We start from the raw sequence: 17,951 nt of genomic DNA on the forward strand, positions 1-17,951 counted from the left end.
CCCGCCCGTGCCGTTTGATCTTGACCCGGACGGCAGAGCTGCCGTCCGGGTCTCGCGATTTACCAGGCGTCGCCCTTGAGTTCCGTCAGTTCGACTTCGAGAAGTTCGAGATTCTCCGCCGCCGTTCCGTTACCCGAAAGCGTGTTGTGCACGGCGCTCCAGAATTTGGATGACACTTCGTTGTACTTCACCTTTGCCACGGCCGAGGGGCGCGGCACGGCGCTCTGGAAGATCGGCTTCCAATGCGGCATGAACGGCTGGGCGGCCGCGACTTCCGGATCGTCGTAAAGCGCCGCGATCGTCGGCAGGTTCGAAAGCTCGATGGCGCGCACCTTCTGGGTTTCGGCCGAGCCCAGGAACTTGACGAAGGCGATCGCCGCCTCCTGCTCGTCGGAATATTTCGAGACCGCGAGGTTCCATCCGCCGAGTGTCGAGGACGGCTGATCGCCGTCCGTGGCGGCCGGAAGCGGGGCCACCTCGAATTTGCCCTTTACGGCGCTGTCTTCGCCGTTGCCGAGCGCGTAGGCATAGGGCCAGTTACGCATGAAGACTGCGTTGCCGGTCTGCCAGACGCCGCGTGATTCCTCTTCCTGATAGGCAAGCACGCCCTTGGGCGCGATCGTGCCGATCCATTCCTTGACTTTCTCGACGGCCGCCGCCGCCTTTTCGTTGTTGACGGAGATCGTGCCGTCGGGCTCGACGATCTGACCGCCGCCGGACGACTTGATCCACTCGAGCGCGTTGCAGGTGAGCCCCTCATAGGCATTGCCCTGAAAGACGAAGCCCCAGATATCGGCACTGCCGGCGGCACGCTCCTTGTCCTGAATCTCCTTCGCCGTCGCCGCCAGTTCGTCCCAGGTCTTGGGTGGCGTCTTGCCGTATTTGTCGAGCAGGTCCTTGCGGTAATAAAGCGCCGGCGCGTCGGTATAGAAGGGCAGAGCGACGAGCTTGCCGTTGACCGTCTGCGACTGGATGATCGAGGGGAAGTGCTTGCCGACCACATCCTTCGTCGCCTCTGTCAGGTCGACGAACTGCTCGGCGAGCTGCGGAGCCCAGATGACGTCCGTCTGGTAGACGTCGACATCCTTGTTGCCGGCCGCAAGCCAGAGTCGATACTGGCTGAATTGCTCGCTGCTCGAAGCCGGCATGGTCACGAGGTTGACCTTGTGACCGGTTTCCTTCTCGAACTTGGCGATCTGGTCCCGCAGAAAGCTCAGATTCTTGCCGGTCGAATTGGCCGCCATAGACAGTTCAGCGGCCGCAGCAAGGTCGATTGCGCCGACGATCGCCGCGCAGGAAATCAGCGTCCTTACAAATGGCTTCACGTTCATTGGTCCCTCCAAAACTCCCCCCGATTCCGCAGGCTCCTCAGCAATTCGAAAACGGTTTGGGTGCGCAGAAGCTGTCAGAAGGACAATCTGCTGTCAAGCCGAGGTCGAAGCGGAAATAAATGCCATGGCCATTTCGGATTTTTTGGCGTATAATCAGAACGTTAACCCAACGCGCAACGCCGCATCGCCACAACCCGGCTCGGCGCTCAACCGGTTTGCAAGAATACTTCATCCACAGGAATTTAAAACGATTTGGATAGTTCCCCGATAGCCTTCGATCAAGCCTGGGCAATGTCCTCGACGCAAAGGCACCGATTGTGACTGCCGGCAAACCGGGTATAGTCCGGCCGCGAATGTCTGCAGGGCCGCGCATCGAAGCGATGCGCAAAAACGAGCGAATGCAGCTTTCGATTTGCTGCGTGACTTGCTTCGGAAGCGATCCCCGGACAATACGCAGAAGGGGCGCAGGGAAGAACCGTGAAGCTTAAGGAATTCGCCCAACAGTTGGGGCTCTCTCCAACGACGGTAAGCCGTGCTCTGAGCGGCTATCCGGAAGTCAGCGAGAAGACCCGCAAGCGCGTTGCCGAGGAGGCTGTGCGCCTCGGTTACCGGCCGAACATCAACGCCGTGCGCCTCGTTACGGGCCGCGCAGGCGCGATCGGCGTCGTTATGGGCCGCAACGAATTCCAGTTTTCCGAATTCATGAGCGGCATGGCCGAACGGCTGGACAGCGAGGATATAGACATTCTCGTGAGCCCGGTTGCCGACCATGATATGAAAGCCGAGCTCCAGCTCTATAGCCGGCTGGCGACGAGCGGACGGGTCGACGCCGTGATCATCCATTCACCGAGGCCGAACGACGAGCGCATTCTGCTGCTCCACAAGCTCGGCATTCCCTTTCTGGTCCATGGCCGCTCCGAGACCGACGTGCCGCACGCCTGGCTCGATATCGACAACGAAGGCGCGATCCGCCGCGCCACCTCGCACCTCCTAGACCTCGGCCATAGACGGATCGCACTCATCAACGGCCGCGACGGTCTCACTTTCACGCACCACCGCGACAAGGGCTATCGCGAGGCGCTTGATCAGCGCGGGCTGCCCTTCGATCCGCGCCTCGTCACGCATGGCCAGTTCACCGACGAGATCGGTTTTCGCGCGGCCCGTTCCTTCCTCGAGCAGTCCCCCCGCCCGACGGCCTTCGTCGCCGGCTCGATGATGACGGCGCTCGGCGTCTATCGCGCCGTGCGTTCGGTCGGCCTTGTGGTCGGGCAGCACATCTCCGTCATCGCCCATGACGATGTCTTCCCCTATCTCACGGCCGACAACATGGTCCCGTCCCTTTCGACGAGCCGGTCGTCCCTGCGCGCCGCCGGCGCGCGCTCGGCCGACCTCACCCTGCAGCTGCTCACCGGACGGCCCGCCACGGAGATTCATGAGCTCTGGCCGGTCGAGCTGATCCTGCGCGAGTCGACCGGTCGGGCGCCGGAGGCTTGACCATCCTTCTCTGGCGGGGCTCTACTCGCGTCCCTTCAACCGGAACAGCAGGTCCTCATGCACGGCCTTGAGGTGGAAGACCAGGAAGCCGGCCGCCTCCTCGAAAGCGCCCGCACGGCAGAGGCGGATCAGCTCGGCATGCTCTTCCATCGCTCGGGTCATCGCTGCGACGCTTGAGAGCTGGACGCGCGTGTAGCGGTCGCTCGTCTGCAGCAGGGACGCGACGATCTGCTGTGTCCGGGGCATCTCGGCGCGCCGGTAGAGGGCCAGGTGCAGCTCGGCATTGAGCTGGCCATAGGAGTCGATTTCTCCTGCGGCCGTCGCTCTGAGGAATCGGTTTTGAACCTCCTCCACCCGTGCGAAATCGTCGCCATCGAGAAGCGGCGCCGCTTTGCGGAAGAGCCGCGGTTCCAGAAGCGCCCGCAGCTCGAAAACGTCGTTTATCTCGGCGAGCGACAGTTCGGAGACGATCGCCCCCCTCTGCGGGACGATCCTGACCAGCCCTTCGGCTTCGAGCTGAAACAGGACCTCGCGCACCGGAATGCGGCTGACGCCGTAGGTTTCGGCCAACGCATCCTGGCGCAGCTGACTGCCGGCCGGATAGCGCCCGGAGAGAATCGCCTGCCGGATTTCCTCGATTAATGCCCCGGAGAGGGTGCGATGTTTGAGATGTGACACCATGGACGCTCGCTACAGGAATACCGCCAAAAATGATATTGACTCGAAGAATGTATAAAATCTACTTTATACGGAACCCAGGGAACAGTCATGAACCAGTCAGTCGCGCCGCCGCTTTATGCGCGCGCCATCGTCTCTCTCTCCGAAGCCATGCTCGCCTTCGAAAAGCGCGCTGTTGCCGGATTGATGTGCGTGCTTCTCGCGCTCATCCTCCTGAACGTCGTCACCCGCTACAGCGGACATCCGCTCTATTGGGTCGATGAATCGGCCGTATACGCCATGGTCTGGCTCGCCTTCCTCGGAGGCTCGGCGCTGACGCGTCTCAGACTTGATTTCGCCGTGACGCTGCTGACGGATTACCTGCCGCCCGCGGCGGCGCGCTGGATGCGCGCTGCCTCGACACTGCTCGTCCTCCTGTTCGCCCTTGCGCTTGCGACATTCTGCTGGATGTGGATGGACCCCGTCGGCATCATCCGCGCCGGCTTCGACGCTAAGGCCTTCGCGGCCGAGAGCTTCAACTTTCTCTATACCGAGCGCAGCCAGACGCTGAATTGGCCGATCTGGGCGATCAGCCTCGTCATTCCGCTCTTCGCCGTGACCATGACCGTCCATTGCGCCGCCAATCTCGTCGAAGACCTGGGTCTGTCGCCTCAGCGTGAGCGGCGCGAACTTTCGAGCGCCGAGGGAGTGAACTGATGGTCACCACCGCCGCCTTCCTCCTCTTCATGCTCGTCGGCGTTCCGATCGGCGTCTGCCTCTGCCTCGGCAGCATCGTCTATATCTTCGCCTCCGGAAATCCCCTGCTCTTCCAGAGCTTTCCGACGCAGCTCTTCGGCGGCGTCGACAATTACGGGCTGATCTCCATTCCGCTCTTCGTGCTGATCGGCGAGATCATGAACGGCGGCGGCATCACCCGGCGCATCATCGACATGACGATGGCTTTCGTCGGCGCGATGCGCGGTGGGCTTGCCTATGTCAACCTGCTCGCCAACATGTTCGTCGCCTCGATACTCGGATCGGCCACGGCGCAGGTTGCCGTCATGGCGCAGATGATGGTGCCGGAGATGGAGAAGAAGGGCTATGACAAGACCTTCGCCGCCGGGCTCACCGCCTATTCGGGCATGCTCGGTCCCATCATCCCCCCGTCGATCATGTTCGTCGTCTACAGCGTGCTCGCGCAGGTTCCGGTAAGCGATATGCTGGCCGCAGGAATTGTGCCCGGAATTCTGCTGACTGTAGCCTTCTGCCTCGTCATCGCGGCGATGGGTTGCGTCTACAACTATCCGCGCGGCGAGCGCATGAAGCTCAAGGAGCGCACCCGTATCGTCCTGGATGCGCTGCCTACGCTTCTCATCCCCTTCGTCATCGTCGGCTCGATCCTCTCCGGCCTCGCCAACGCGACGGAGGCCGCAGCCGTCGGCGCCGTTGCAGCGGTGCTCGTCGGCCGCTTCTGGATCGGCGAGCTCAAATTCTCCGATCTTCCTCGAATGATGCTGCGCGCCGGGATCTATTCGGCCGTGGTCCTCTTCCTCGTCGCGGCCGCCGCGGTCTTCTCCTGGGTACTTGTCTACGGCATGGTGCCGCAGCAGGTCGCCGGCTGGGTCCAGACCGTCGCCTCGGATCCGGTCACCTTCATGTTGCTCGTCAACGTCATCCTGCTCGTCATCGGCACGGTGATCGACGGCGCCCCCGGACTCATCATGACCGTGCCCATCCTCCTGCCGATCGCGACCGAGGTCTACGGCATCGACCCGATCCATTTCGGCGTCGTCGTGGTCGTCAACCTCGTGCTCGGCTTCCTCTCGCCTCCCGTCGGGCTCTGCTTCTTCGTGGCGGCCGCGGTGACCGGCGCAAAGCCCGGCAAGATGTTCCTGGTGACGCTGCCCTTCTTCTTCGTCTCCTGTCTCATGCTCGTGCTCTTGTCGCTCATTCCCTCGCTCTCGACCTTCTTCGCCCGATAACCACAACGAACCAGCCAGAGGATCTTCCATGACATTTTCCCGCAGAACCTTCCTTGGCGGCGTTGCCGCCGGCGCAGCCCTCTCGCTCGCCACGCCGTCGCTCGTGCGCGCGCAGGAAACGCGCACCTTGCGCCTCGGCATCGTCACGCCGCCGGGACATCCCTGGAACAATGCCGCACTCAAGGTGGGCGAAGCCCTCAAGGCAGAGACGAACGGTCGCCTGTCGATCTCGGTCTTTCCGGCCGGCCAGCTCGGCAACGAGGCCGCGATGCTGCAGCAGATGCAGAGCGGCGCGCTCGATCTCGGCTGGATCATGACCGCCGAACTCGGCTCGCGCATTCCCGCCGTTGCCGCGATCACCGCGCCCTGGGTCGTCGATTCGACTGCCAAGGTCGCCAAGCTCGTGCGCGAGCCGGTCGCCATGAAGCTCCTCGACGTCCTTCCGGCCGAGACCGGAACGGTCGGCCTTGCCTGGGGCATCACCACCATGCGCGTCGTCTTCTCGGCTAAGGAGATCGCCGGGCTCGACGACATCAACGGCATGAAGCTGCGCATCAATACGACGCCCGCCTACCGCGATTTCTACCAGCTGCTCGGCGCAGCGCCGACGCCGATCCCGACACCGGCCGTTTTCGACGCAATGTCGAACGGCCAGGTGGACGGTCTGGAGGCGGACCTCGACTTCTCCTGGAACCAGCGCTTCGACAAGGTGTCCAAGACCATGCTGAAGATGAACGCCATCTTCATGCCCTGCGTCGCGCTGGCCTCCGGTCGCGTCTGGCAGACCCTTCCCGAGGCCGACCGGGAGATCATCGCCCGCCTTACCAAGGCAGCGCTCGACGAGCAGATCGACGCGACCGTCGCCAACGAGCCGGCCCTCCTCGAAAAATTCGCCGGCGCAGGCATTCCGATCAAGGATGTCACCGTCGCCGATGCCGGACGGATCATCGCCGAATACGACAAGATCTGGCTGCCGAAGGCACCGGTTCTCGCCGAACTTCGCAAGGTCGGCGCAACGCTCTGACGCTCTCGGATGGGGAAGGCGGCCCGCGCCGCCTTCCCCATTTGGTTCGCGAAAACCGCGCACCCTTTCCCCATCCCGCCAGCCGCTTGGCACGCAAATCGCCTCAATCTGCTTGCGCCCTGGCCCGCCGCAGGCCAAGAGAGCCTGAGGAGATCCTGGGTGGTCCACAGATGGAAAGAAAAGAAATCGCAATTATCGGCGGCGGTCCCGCCGGTCTGATGGCCGCGGAAGTCTTGTCCCGCTCGGGCCATGCGGTGACCGTCTACGAGGCTATGCCGACCGCGGCGCGCAAATTCCTGCTCGCGGGAAAATCCGGCCTGAACATAACCCATTCCGAAGCGTACCGGGACTTCGCAGCGCGCTTCGGCGATGCTTCGGCAAGCCTGCGCCCGGCCCTTGATGCCTTTACCCCGCATGACGTGCGCGCCTGGGCAGCCGGACTTGACGCGGAGACCTTCGTCGGCTCTTCCGGCCGCGTGTTTCCGAAGGCTATGAAGGCCTCGCCGCTGTTGCGCAGCTGGCTCCGCCGGCTGGAGGCCCAGGGCGTCCGGCTTCTAACACGCCATCGCTGGTCGGGTTTCACGGAGAACGGCTACGTATTCGATACGCCGGAAGAAATGACGGTCGTTCGTTGCGACGCGGCTCTCCTGGCGCTTGGCGGCGCAAGCTGGCCACGGCTCGGCTCCGACGCCGCCTGGGTGCCGTTGCTGCGGGCAAGAGGCGTGCCGATCAGCGATTTCCGCCCTGCTAATTGCGGTTTCGACGTCGCCTGGACGCAGGTTTTCCGCGAGCGTTTTGCCGGCCAACCGCTGAAAGGCGTTACCGCAACATCCGATGCGGGGACGATCCCGGGCGAATTCGTGGTGAGCCGCCACGGCATCGAAGGCAGCCTCGTCTACGCCCATGCGGCAAGCCTGCGCGACCGGCTGGACCGGGACGGCAAGGCGGCGCTCCTCCTTGACCTCACACCCGGCCGCACGGCCGACAGGCTCGCGCGGGATCTCGCGCGACAAGACCGCAAGGCGAGCTTCTCCAACCGCCTGCGCAAGGGCGCGGGGCTCGACGTTGTCAAGGCGGCATTGCTGCGCGAACTCTCGACGGAGGCGGCACGAGCCGCGCCGGAGCAACTCGCTGCCGTGATCAAGGCCTTGCCCGTTCCGGTGCTCGCAACACGGCCGATCGCCGAAGCGATCTCATCGGCCGGCGGGATCCGCCTGAACGCCATCGATGACCGCTACATGCTGAAGGCGCTCCCCGGCCTCTTCGCCGCCGGAGAAATGCTCGACTGGGAGGCGCCGACCGGCGGCTATCTCCTCACCGCGTGCCTCGCCATGGGCCGTGCTGCGGCCCGCGGCGTCGAAGCATGGCTCGCCGATGGCCTTCAGTAACACTGCGGATCGCAGCACGTCTTCACATCCGTCAGCGCTCAGCTTTTCGGTCTGATGGAGAACATGGCACCGGCGGCGACAATGAAGAGCCCGATGATTGCAAGTTGAAACGTGCTCGGGATGCCGACGAGGATCAGCACATTGTTGACGAGCGTGATCAGCAGTACCCCGAGAAGTGTTCCGAGCACCGTACCCGAGCCTCCGGTGATGCGCGCGCCACCAAGGACGACCGCGGCAATGACGTCCAGCTCCGACCCCGCCAGATCGAAAGGGTTGGCGAGACGATTGCTCGACACGTGCATGATACCCGCGATCCCGGCGAGCAGACCGGCATAGGCAAAGACGAACACGTGGACAGTGCGCAGGTTGTATCCGAGACGCGAAGCGATACTGGCGTTTCCGCCAACCGCATAGATAGCCCGGCCTATAAGGGTCCGCTTGAGGATATACCAGGTGGCGAGTGCAGCGACGACCAGTACGAGGAAATAGGCGGGCAAAGTCGAGACTGCACCATTCGCCCCCTCGTGCCGTAAAAGCGCGAGCTTTCCGAAAGCGTCCATGGATTCGGGGATGTTCATGAACAGTGCCGTTCCGATGAAGGTCAGCAGAAACCCGCGGATCGCATATTGCGTGCCGATCGTCAGGATCAGTGAGGGCGCCTTCAATGCGTGGACCAGCAAGCCGTTGCAGATGCCGAGGATCGCGCCGCCGGCGGCTGCGATGCCAAGGATCGGCCAGATGGACAGATCCGGCGCATAATTCGTGACCAGCATGGTGATGACGTACATCACCAGCGCAGCAATGGCCGTGAACGAGACGTCGAGCCCGCCGGATGCCAGCACGACGAGAACGCCAAGCGCGAAGAGGCCGCGCACGACGGTGGAGCGTGCCATGTCGAACAGGTTGGAAACCTGCCAGAAGTCCGGGTTGATCGTGCCCACGACGATGCAGACGATCACGACGAGGAGGAAGGTAACGGCCGGAGGGTGGCGGATAAACCAGCGCATGGTCCGGACTGCGGCGGGCACTCCCTCGGTCCCGCTGACGGGGGTCGCTGCGACATCGGCCATGTTATTGAACTCCCTGGCCGTCTTCGGCCATCATCGACTTGTAGATTGCGTCTTCCTCAAGCCCTTCGGCCGGAAAGATATCGGCGACCCGACCTTTGCGCATCACCATCACGCGGTCGCAGTTCTGCAGAAGCTCGGGCAGATCATCGCTGATGATGACGACGCTCATGTCGTCTCCTGCAAGGCGCTGAATGATGCGGAATATCGTGTCCTTCGATCCGACGTCGACGCCGACGGTTGGGCCATGCAGGATGAGCAGGCTCGGCTCGATCGTCAGCCAGCGGCCGATCAGAACCCTCTGCTGGTTGCCGCCTGAAAGGGACATGACGGGGTTGTCGATATCCGGAGTCGCAACCTGCAGATCGTCGACCGTTTTCTGTGCCAGAGCCTTCGCCCGGCGGCTGTCGAGCAGGCCGAAAGCGCCCCGCAGTCGATCGAGGACCGCCATGACGATATTCTCGCGGATGGATTTCCCAAGGAAAAGCCCTTCAGACAGGCGGTCCTCCGGAACATAGCCGATGCCGGCCTCGATCGCAGAGGCGGGCGACGACAGATCGGCCCGTCTGCCTGCGAGCTGTACCGAGCCCCGCCGCGCCGGTTCCACGCCGGCCAGCGAAAGCGCAAGCTCGTTTCGCCCGGAATCGAGAAGTCCCGTAATCCCGAATATCTCGCCCTTGGAGACCGTGAAGCTGACATCGTCGAAGCCGGCGGCCCCGAGCCGCTCCACCGAGAGCAGCGTCTCGTCACCATGCGAATCGACGCGATAACGCGTGTCGTCGAGTTTCTTGCCCGTCATCCAGAAGCCGAGTTCGGTCTTCGACTGAGTGGCGACGTCGCATTCGGCAACCTTCAGGCCGTCCCGCATGATGATCGCCTGCCCGCCGATCGCCTTGCATTCGTCGAGCTTGTGCGTGACGAAAAGGACAGACACGCCCTTGGCGTGCAGGCCGTGCACGACGCGAATGAGGTTGTCCACTTCGCGCCGCGTCAAAGCGGTCGTCGGCTCATCCATGATGACCAGGCCGGCATCGGAAGCGATCGCGCGGGCAATGGCAATGAGCTGGCGCGTTGCGATGGGGAGTTCTTCGACGGGTGTCGCCAGGAAGGCGGGCTCCGTCGGCAGACCGACGTCCTTCAATGCACGGACGGCCGTCTCCCGCAGACCCTTGAGGTCGAGACGCCGCGCGAGGCTGCCGTTGGAGGCAACCAGCTGCTGCGTCAGCGCGACATTCTCCTCGACGCTCAGATTGGGAAGAAGCGACAGGTCCTGATAAACCGTCTCGATGCCGGCTGCCAGGGCGCCGATCGGCGTCAGGCCCTCGACCTTTTTACCGTTGATCGCAAGCTCACCTCCATCTGCCGGCTGGGCGCCGGAGATGATCTTGATGAGCGTGCTCTTGCCGCATCCGTTCTCGCCCATGAGATGGTAGGTACGTCCGCGCTCGATCGTGAAGCTCACCCCCTTCAGGGCGCGAACGCCGCCAAAGCGCTTCTCCAGGTCGCGAACTTCCAGAAAAGGCGTCGTATCGCTCCGCGTCTCTGCGGAGGGCATCTTCTTCTCGGCAATGATAGTCGACTGCATTGGCATGGTCCGGAGTTGCGGTCAGTTCGCCGGCAGGGCCATCCCTGCCGGCGGATGCGGCTGCAGCCGCGTATCCCTTCGATGCGCGATCAGAACGGATACTGGCTGTAGTTGGACTTATCGACGTCGACCCAGGCTTCGCCGACAACGATGATGCCGTCGCCGGGGCCCTTCTTCACCGACACTTTGTTGTAACCCGGCACCCCGAGATCCATGCCGTCCGTGATTTCCTTGCCCTCGATCACGAGCTGGGCGACCTTGTTCATGACGTAGCCGGCATCCTTCGGGTCCCAGAAGGAGATGCTCTGGACGGCACCCGATTCGAGATACTTGGCCGTGTCCTTCGGCAGACCGAGGCCGACGACGCAAACCTTGCCGACGAGGCCGGCTTCCTCGACCGCGCGGCCGATCCCGATCACGTCAATGGCCGAACCACCCTGGAAGCCCTTGATGTCAGGATACTTGCGCAGGATCTCGCGCGCCTTCTCGTAAGCCTTGTTGGCGTCGTTGAAGGATTCGTTCTTCTCCGAAACGAGTTCCATGTCCGGATATTTCTTGGCGTTCTCCGCACCGCCGTCGGCCCACTGCACGTGCGTGAGGCTGCCGAGCGACCCGACGAACGACGTCCACTTGCCGGACTTGCCCATGCATTCAGCCAGCTTCTCGTTGAAACGCGCGCCGAAGACCTTGTTATCGAAGGCCTCGATATCGACCTGCGTGTTCTTCAGGCTGTCGGCTTCGTGCGTGATGATCTTGATGCCGCGGTTCATCGCCCGCTTGAAGACGCCTTCGAGAGCGGAAGGGTCCATCGGCACGACGGCGATTGCGCTGACGTTCTTCGCGACGAGGTCTTCGATGAGGCGAAGCTGCTGGGCCGCGTCGGCCTTGGCCGGTCCGATCTGACTCGTCGACACAGCTGGATTGTCCTTGCCATAGGCAACGACACCTTCCTCCATGCGCGTGAACCAATTCTCACCGGTCACCTTGACGACGGTAACGACGGAGGGGGCGTCCTGCGCGACCGCAAGCTGGGCAGCGCAAAGCGCACCCAAAGCGACCGTGCAGGCGGCAATCTTCTTGTAGACAGACATGAGTGTCTCCTCATCACTTGTTGTTTGCCCGACCAGAAATCGACGGCGGGGGGCATTGCGCCGTTTGGGGACCTCGGGATCAGCGTCGCGGCGAAAGATATGCGCGGAGATCGACGCGCGACGTTGCCAGGAACACGATCAGAAGCAGTCCCCAGGCGCAGTCGCGGAAGAAATTCGAGATATCGAGGAAATTGAACAGGCTGGACAGCATCTGAAGCGCCGTCGCGGAGAGGACGACGCAGACCGTGCGTCCATACCCGCCGTCAGGCCGTACACCCGCCATCACGACGATCAGAATGGCGATGAGGACGTAGGAGCTGCCATAGTCCCACTTCACGCTTGAGGTGCGGGCGGCGATGATGATCCCAGCGATGGAAGCAAGCACTCCGCAGACGGTATAGGTCAGAAGAAGCATCCGGCGCTGCGGAATGCCGGCGTAACGGGCGGCCTTGGCATTGCTGCCCATCAGGTAGAGCTTGAAACCGAAAGGCGTGAAGCGGAGCACGACACCGATCAGGACCGCTATGGCGACGAAGAGCGTGAAGCACATCGGCACACCGAGTACCGGGGTATTGCCGAAATTGTCGAGGGGCTCGATGTAGCCGAGGGTGATCGCGGAGCCGTTGGTGAAAGCAACGGCGAGACCTGTGAAAAATAGCTGCGTGCCAAGCGTGGCGATGATCGGCGTAAGCCCGGCGAAGGCGATCAAGGCACCGTTCAGCAAGCCGCCGGCGAGACCGATGATCAGCGCCACCACCGCGAACAGCCACGAAAAAGCGAGTGGCGCTTCATCGGCCGAAACCCAATCGCGCACCAGCAGGTAGGAACCTACCCCGGCAAGATTGGCGAGCGCGATGCCGGACAGATCGATGCCGCCGCCTCCGGCAATCATCGCAAGCATCACGCCGAGAGCCAGCAGCGCAAGCTCCGGTACCTGAGCGGACATCGACTGGAAATTGTAGAGGCTGAGAAAGGTGTCTCCTGCGAACACCGCAGCGAGCGCGACCACGAGAGCGTTGGTCGCCACAAGAAAGTTGAATTGCCGGTCGGCAAACATGCTTTTCATTCAGCCTCTCCCACACCGCATTTCAGGGGCGCTTCACACCCGTCGACTTCCCGCCGCCCCCAGCCGATCGCCGAGGGCGATCGCAGGGGATGACGACCAAGTCCATGAGAAATAATGGAAATCTTGGAAATGACCACTTCCATCCCTCTCGAATTTCCGGCAATCTAACGTGAATGTTGACATTTGTCGAGCCATGTTTGAATTATGTAGGAAATTCGCAGTTCGGCTGATCCGGCTGGTCATCAGGGAGGAGCTCTCGATCAAGATTTTCCAGCCGGCCTGGCACGCGAACCGCGCCGGCAGACCCCGATCTGCTCCGGCAGACGATGTTAGATTCAACGTAGTGTTGCGCTGAGCCGTATCGCCAGCGACGGACAAAAGAGGACTGCCATGCAGCGTTTCATCAACAATCCGGACGAAGTCGTCGAGGATACCGTCAAGGGTTTCGTCAAGGCGCATGCCGACATCGTTCGCCTCGGAGAAAATCCGCGCGTCATCGTCGCCAGGGGCGCGCCGGTTGCCGGCAAGGTGGGTGTCGTGACCGGCGGCGGCTCCGGCCATGAGCCTGCCTTCATTGGCTACACCGGCCGCAACATGCTGGACGCGGTTGCAGTCGGCGAACTCTTTTCCTCACCGACGGCCAAGAGCTTTCACGACGCGATGCGTGAAGCGAACGGCGGCAAGGGCGTCGTCTGCCTCTACGGCAATTATGCCGGCGACAACATGAACGTGAAGATGGCGGTGAAGCTCGCGGCCAAGGCAGGGATCGAAGTCGCGACGGTCGTTGCCAATGACGACGTCTGCTCCGCGCCGCCCGAAGAGCGCGAGAAGCGGCGCGGCGTCGCCGGAGAAATCTTCATGTGGAAGATCGGCGGGGCCAAGGCGGCCGCCGGCGCGAGCCTCGAAGAGGTCCGTGCGGCTGCCCAGAAGGCGATCGACAATTGCCGCTCGATCGGGGTCGGGCTCGGCCCCTGCACCTTGCCCGCGGTCGGGCATCCGAACTTCCGGATCGAGCCCGGCACGATGGAAGTCGGCATCGGCCATCACGGTGAGCCCGGCGTGCGCGTCGAAGCGCTGAAGACCGCCGAAGAGGTCGCGGTCGACATGTGCAAGATCGTGCTGGACGATCACGACCTGCCAGAGGGCACGGAAGTGGCTGTGCTCGTCTCCGGCCTCGGCGCGACACCGCTCAACGAACTCTACATCCTGAACGACACGATCGAGCGCGAGATCACCGCACGGGGCCTCAGGATCTACCGCACCTTCGTCGGCAACTACTTCACCTCGCTCGAAATGGTCGGAGCGACGCTGACGGTCATGGCGCTCGACGACGAACTCAAGGCGCTCCTCGATGTCGAGGTCCGCTGCACCGCCGTTCTCTGAGGAAATGGACATGCAGACGTTTGAAAATGCAAAAGCCGGCGACATCGTCCTCACGCTTGCCGACCGGATCATCGAAAACCGCGCCTATCTGAGCGAGATCGACGGCAAGATCGGCGATGGCGATCACGGCGTGAACATGGCCAAGGGCTTTGGCCTTGCCGCAGAACGCCTGAAGGGCAAAGACGCCTCTCTTGCAGAGGCGCTGGATACGCTCGGCACCGTGCTGATGACGGAGATCGGCGGATCGATGGGGCCGCTCTACGGCGTGATGTTCACCGAATTCGCCGAAAAGATCGAGGGTGCCGATGCAATCGACGCCGCCGCCTATAGCCGCATGCTTCATGCGGGGCTCGAAGGCATCCAGTCGATCGGCTCCGCCAAGGTGGGCGACAAGACGCTGCTCGACACCTTGGTGCCCGCGGTGGACGCCTTCGATGCGGCGACTGCCGACGGCAAGCCCTTCGCCGAAGCGCTCGACGCACTCGTATCGGCCGCGGAGGCCGGCCGCGATTCGACGCGCGATCTCGTCGCCAAGATCGGCCGGGCGAGCCGCCTCGGCGAACGCTCGCTCGGCGTCTTGGACGCCGGCGCCACCTCCTGTGCGATCATCCTCAGGGAGTTGTCGCACGGGGCTCGCGCCCGGCTCGCCTGACGCCGCGGTTTCGCGATTGCGCGCAAAGGGGGCAGCGGCACCCAGCCCCCATTGCAAAAGCACGGCGTTGCTTCCATCCTCGCGGTCCGAAAACAGGGGAAGTACAGGACTGCATGACGATCAAGACACCTTCTCCGCGCAAGGGCGCTGCCAATCGAAGCGGTACGATCGATGCTTCGGACGCGATCCCCTTGCGCTACGGTGACGACCCCTATGTCTGGGCCTGCTGGCTTTATTACGAAGACGGCATGACGCAGGGCGAGATCGCCGAGGCCATGGGTGTGTCGCGGGCGACGGTAAACAGCTATCTCGCCGACGCCCGCGAAAAAGGCATCGTCAACATTTCGATCGAGTCGGCGCGACTGGCATCGCTCACCATCGCCCAGGAACTGAAGCGGCATTTCGGCCTGACCGACTGTCTCGTGGTCCCGAGCGACGACAATGCGCGTCCTTTGATCGACCGCCTCGGAGCGGCCGGGGCGCAGGCGCTTCCAAAACTCCTGAAATCCGGCGATACGCTCGCCGTCGCCTGGGGCCGCACCGTGCTTTCGGTTGGCGAGCACGCCGGTATCGCTTCCCTTCAGGACATGACGGTGGTTCAGGCGACCGGCGGCACCACGGCCTCATTTGCCTATACGCCGGAGCTTTGTGCCTCGGCGGTCGCACGGGCAATTTCGGCCCGCTGCGTCAACATCACCGCGCCGGCCGTGGTCAAATCGCCGGAACTCCTGCATATGCTTCTGGAGGAACCTCTGGTTCAGGAGCAGTTCGCGACTCTGGCAAGGGCAAACCGGGTGCTTTTCGGCATCTCCTCGCTTCGGCCGAATTCCACCATTCATACCAGCGGCTTCTTCGAATCGGTCTCGCTGCAGGACTATCTGGCAGCCGGCGCGGTCGGCGTCGTCGCGGGCCGTTTCATCGATGAACGCGGCCGTCCGGTCGCCGGCCCGCTCGACGATCGTACGGTCGGCATCTCGCTTGACCTGCTCCGCAAGATAGGCACGCGCATTGCGGTCGCCGGCGGCTTCGACAAGGTGCCGGCCCTGCTCGCGGCGCTACGCGGCGGCTATGTCAACGTGCTCATCACCGACGCGGCGACCGGTCACGGCATCTTGCGGGCCGACGGCGTCAGGGCACTCGACGCCAAGCTTTTGCACCGGCCGAAGCTTGTCCAGACACCGAGCTCCTATCGCACCCACGTCAAGAAATTCCTCAACAACCCGAACGAAGTCGTCGAAGAGATGCTCGAAGGGGTCGTCAGGGCGCATCAGAAATATCTGCAGCCGATCAACGGATCGCACCGGGCGCTCGTCGCGCGCAGCGGCCCCAGGCCCGGAAAAGTCGGCCTCGTCATCGGCGGGGGCACGGGGCATGAGCCGTGCTTCCTCGGTTATGTCGGCAAGGGTCTTGCCGATGCGGTTGCCGTGGGGAACATCTTTTCCTCGCCGCCGCCCGATCCGATCGTGCAATGCGCCGGGGCCGCGTCCGGAGGCGAAGGCGTGCTCTTCGTCTACGGCAACTATGCCGGCGACGTGATGAATTTCGAGATGGCGGCTGAAATTGCCGAAGAAAAGGGCATCAAGGTAAGGACTGTCCTGACGACGGATGACGTCGCCTCCTCGCCGGTCGAGGACCGCGAAGGCCGGCGCGGCGTCGCCGGCAACTTCTTCATCTTCAAGGTCGCGGGCGCGGCCTGCGATCGCGGCCTGTCGCTGGAAGCCTGCGAAGCCGTCACGCGCAAGGCGAACCTGCGCACCTATACGGTGGGCGTCGCGCTCGAACCCGGCTCGATGCCGCAGACGCGACGGCACAATTTCGAGATAGGCCCGGACGACATGGAGGTCGGCATGGGCATCCACGGCGAACCGGGCGTGACGCGCGAGCGCATCCGATCGGCGGACGAGATTACCGACAGCATCATGGACCGCATCTTCAAGGAGATGAAGACAGCACCCGGCGAGCGCGTCGCCGTGCTCGTCAATTCCTTCGGAGCGACGCCCCTGATGGAGCTCTATATCCTGTTCCGGCGGGTTCAGCAGCGACTGGCGGCAAAGGACATACTGATCGAAGCAAACTGGATCGGACATTATTGCACCTCGCTGGACATGGCGGGCGCTTCGATCACCATTCTCCATCTTGATCAGGAATTGTGCGATCTGCTTCATCACCCTTGCGAAACGGCGTTTCTGAAGGTCAACTAGAACTGGGCGAAGCTCTGGCGGGTGGTTGCGGATCCACCCAAAGGCCGCGGGAGGAAAATGATGCCGGAAAACGCGGTGCGCCGCTTGATCGAAATGTTCGAGACGATCTCCGATGCCATCGAGGCGGAGAGGGACCATCTGTCCGAACTTGACGGCGCGATCGGCGACGCCGATCACGGGATCACCATGGCGATCGGCTTTTCTGCCGTGACCGGCGAACTTGCGAGGACGGATGCAGGCAGCGCCGGGCTGAGCGGTGTCATGACGGCGGCGGCAAGCGCCTTCCTGAACGCCGTCGGAGCCTCGACGGGACCGCTTTACGCCACCGCCTTCCGACGTGCGGCCCAGGCCCTGGAAGGACGCGACACACTGGACCTCGAGGCCTGCTCCCTTCTCATCCAGGCGGTTGCCTCCGGCATAGGCGAGCGCGGCAAGGGGCAGCGCGGCGACAAGACGATGCTCGACGTCTGGCTTCCCGCCGCCGACGCGGCGGCGCAGGCGGCCGCAGCCGGCAAGTCCGCCGAGGCATTCTGGGCGGATGTCACCGCAGCCGCCGAAAACGGCGCCAGCGCGACGCGTTCCATGGTCGCAACGAAGGGCCGCGCGGCCCGGGTCGGAGAGCGCTCGCTCGGACACATGGATCCCGGCGCCGCCTCGGCCGTCATGATCATCCGCGCCATGGCCCAAACCCTGCGGACGAGCTAAGGCCTGTTCGGTTTTCTCGGCACGCATGGCGATGCGCTTGAATTCCTTGCGTACCGACCGTGCGCCACTGTAGGTGTCCTTTGATCGTAGCCGATCAATGGACAAAAACATGCAGCAGCTCAACGTGCTACAGCGACCTTTGCGCGTCTCATAAGACGCGTGGCGCTGTAGAAACTTTCCGGAGGACTGCAATCTCTCCTCATCCTCATCCCTTATGTGGACGGCTCCCCCTTGCAAGTGTTTTTTGCAGATTTTTTGATCGGATCGCTTGCTTCCATATGTTCGGCCTTTCGGTGTGGCCGCACAGGGCCACTGGCCAAGATGG

The 17,951-nt window shown here is 63.0% G+C and carries 15 protein-coding genes; 9 read left to right on the plus strand and 6 right to left on the minus strand.

The features are described 5' to 3' along the window. Positions 1 to 59: 59 nt before the first annotated feature. Positions 60 to 1,331 (minus strand): ABC transporter substrate-binding protein, encoded by a 1,272-nt coding sequence (locus ACFHWW_RS31860; protein WP_379943268.1) that lies wholly within the window; start codon positions 1,329 to 1,331, stop codon positions 60 to 62. A 477-nt stretch (positions 1,332 to 1,808) separates the two neighbouring features. Here ACFHWW_RS31860 and ACFHWW_RS31865 point away from each other — a divergent pair, with 477 nt between their 5' ends. Continuing rightward, complete coding sequence (locus ACFHWW_RS31865) at positions 1,809 to 2,825, plus strand: substrate-binding domain-containing protein (protein ID WP_379943270.1); 1,017 nt, start codon at positions 1,809 to 1,811, stop codon at positions 2,823 to 2,825. 21 nt (positions 2,826 to 2,846) lie between these two features. Here ACFHWW_RS31865 and ACFHWW_RS31870 read toward each other — a convergent pair whose 3' ends face one another. Continuing rightward, positions 2,847 to 3,506: a GntR family transcriptional regulator gene (locus ACFHWW_RS31870; RefSeq protein WP_275598714.1), complete on the minus strand. Its 660-nt coding sequence runs from the start codon at positions 3,504 to 3,506 to the stop codon at positions 2,847 to 2,849. Between the two features lie 87 nt (positions 3,507 to 3,593). On the opposite strand from ACFHWW_RS31870, the gene ACFHWW_RS31875 reads away from it, so the two are divergent. The 4 genes from ACFHWW_RS31875 to ACFHWW_RS31890 all read left to right on the plus strand — a co-directional run bounded on the left by ACFHWW_RS31875 (position 3,594) and on the right by ACFHWW_RS31890 (position 7,876). Then, the gene (locus ACFHWW_RS31875; protein ID WP_275598713.1) at positions 3,594 to 4,199 is read left to right on the plus strand and encodes a TRAP transporter small permease; all 606 of its coding nucleotides are present in this window, start codon (positions 3,594 to 3,596) and stop codon (positions 4,197 to 4,199) included. Then, positions 4,199 to 5,464, plus strand: a complete 1,266-nt coding sequence (locus tag ACFHWW_RS31880; RefSeq protein WP_379943273.1) for a TRAP transporter large permease — start codon at positions 4,199 to 4,201, stop codon at positions 5,462 to 5,464. The genes ACFHWW_RS31875 and ACFHWW_RS31880 overlap by 1 nt, the downstream gene beginning before the upstream one ends. Positions 5,465 to 5,492: 28 nt before the next feature. Beyond that, entirely contained in the window at positions 5,493 to 6,488 is a 996-nt protein-coding gene (locus ACFHWW_RS31885; protein WP_379943275.1) for a TRAP transporter substrate-binding protein, read from the plus strand. Between the two features lie 170 nt (positions 6,489 to 6,658). Further along, positions 6,659 to 7,876 (plus strand): NAD(P)/FAD-dependent oxidoreductase, encoded by a 1,218-nt coding sequence (locus ACFHWW_RS31890; protein ID WP_275598710.1) that lies wholly within the window; start codon positions 6,659 to 6,661, stop codon positions 7,874 to 7,876. A gap of 38 nt (positions 7,877 to 7,914) precedes the next feature. On the opposite strand, the gene ACFHWW_RS31895 is transcribed toward ACFHWW_RS31890, so the two are convergent. The 4 genes from ACFHWW_RS31895 to ACFHWW_RS31910 form a co-directional block, all read right to left on the minus strand. Beyond that, a complete protein-coding gene (locus tag ACFHWW_RS31895; protein ID WP_275598709.1) occupies positions 7,915 to 8,946 on the minus strand; it encodes an ABC transporter permease in 1,032 nt (343 codons plus the stop codon). 1 nt (position 8,947) lies between these two features. Further along, positions 8,948 to 10,528 carry a sugar ABC transporter ATP-binding protein gene (locus ACFHWW_RS31900; RefSeq protein WP_379943278.1) on the minus strand — a complete coding sequence of 527 codons (1,581 nt, stop codon included), beginning with the start codon at positions 10,526 to 10,528 and terminating at the stop codon, positions 8,948 to 8,950. An 89-nt stretch (positions 10,529 to 10,617) separates the two neighbouring features. Continuing rightward, entirely contained in the window at positions 10,618 to 11,619 is a 1,002-nt protein-coding gene (locus tag ACFHWW_RS31905) for an autoinducer 2 ABC transporter substrate-binding protein (protein ID WP_275598707.1), read from the minus strand. A 79-nt stretch (positions 11,620 to 11,698) separates the two neighbouring features. Further along, entirely contained in the window at positions 11,699 to 12,685 is a 987-nt protein-coding gene (locus ACFHWW_RS31910) for an ABC transporter permease (protein ID WP_100672461.1), read from the minus strand. A gap of 390 nt (positions 12,686 to 13,075) precedes the next feature. Between ACFHWW_RS31910 and ACFHWW_RS31915 the strand changes: the two genes are divergently transcribed. From ACFHWW_RS31915 to dhaL (ACFHWW_RS31930), 4 genes are all read left to right on the plus strand, one after another. Beyond that, the gene (locus tag ACFHWW_RS31915; RefSeq protein WP_100672462.1) at positions 13,076 to 14,068 is read left to right on the plus strand and encodes a dihydroxyacetone kinase subunit DhaK; all 993 of its coding nucleotides are present in this window, start codon (positions 13,076 to 13,078) and stop codon (positions 14,066 to 14,068) included. A gap of 10 nt (positions 14,069 to 14,078) precedes the next feature. After that, complete coding sequence (dhaL, locus tag ACFHWW_RS31920) at positions 14,079 to 14,720, plus strand: dihydroxyacetone kinase subunit DhaL (protein WP_275598706.1); 642 nt, start codon at positions 14,079 to 14,081, stop codon at positions 14,718 to 14,720. Positions 14,721 to 14,833: 113 nt separating this feature from the next. Then, the gene (locus tag ACFHWW_RS31925) at positions 14,834 to 16,921 is read left to right on the plus strand and encodes a bifunctional sugar-binding transcriptional regulator/dihydroxyacetone kinase subunit DhaK (RefSeq protein WP_379943281.1); all 2,088 of its coding nucleotides are present in this window, start codon (positions 14,834 to 14,836) and stop codon (positions 16,919 to 16,921) included. Between the two features lie 60 nt (positions 16,922 to 16,981). After that, positions 16,982 to 17,626 (plus strand): dihydroxyacetone kinase subunit DhaL, encoded by a 645-nt coding sequence (gene dhaL / locus ACFHWW_RS31930; RefSeq protein ID WP_275598704.1) that lies wholly within the window; start codon positions 16,982 to 16,984, stop codon positions 17,624 to 17,626. Positions 17,627 to 17,951: the final 325 nt, after the last annotated feature.

Source organism: Sinorhizobium sp. P24N7, from assembly GCF_042436655.1.
GTDB lineage: Bacteria > Pseudomonadota > Alphaproteobacteria > Rhizobiales > Rhizobiaceae > Sinorhizobium > Sinorhizobium meliloti_A.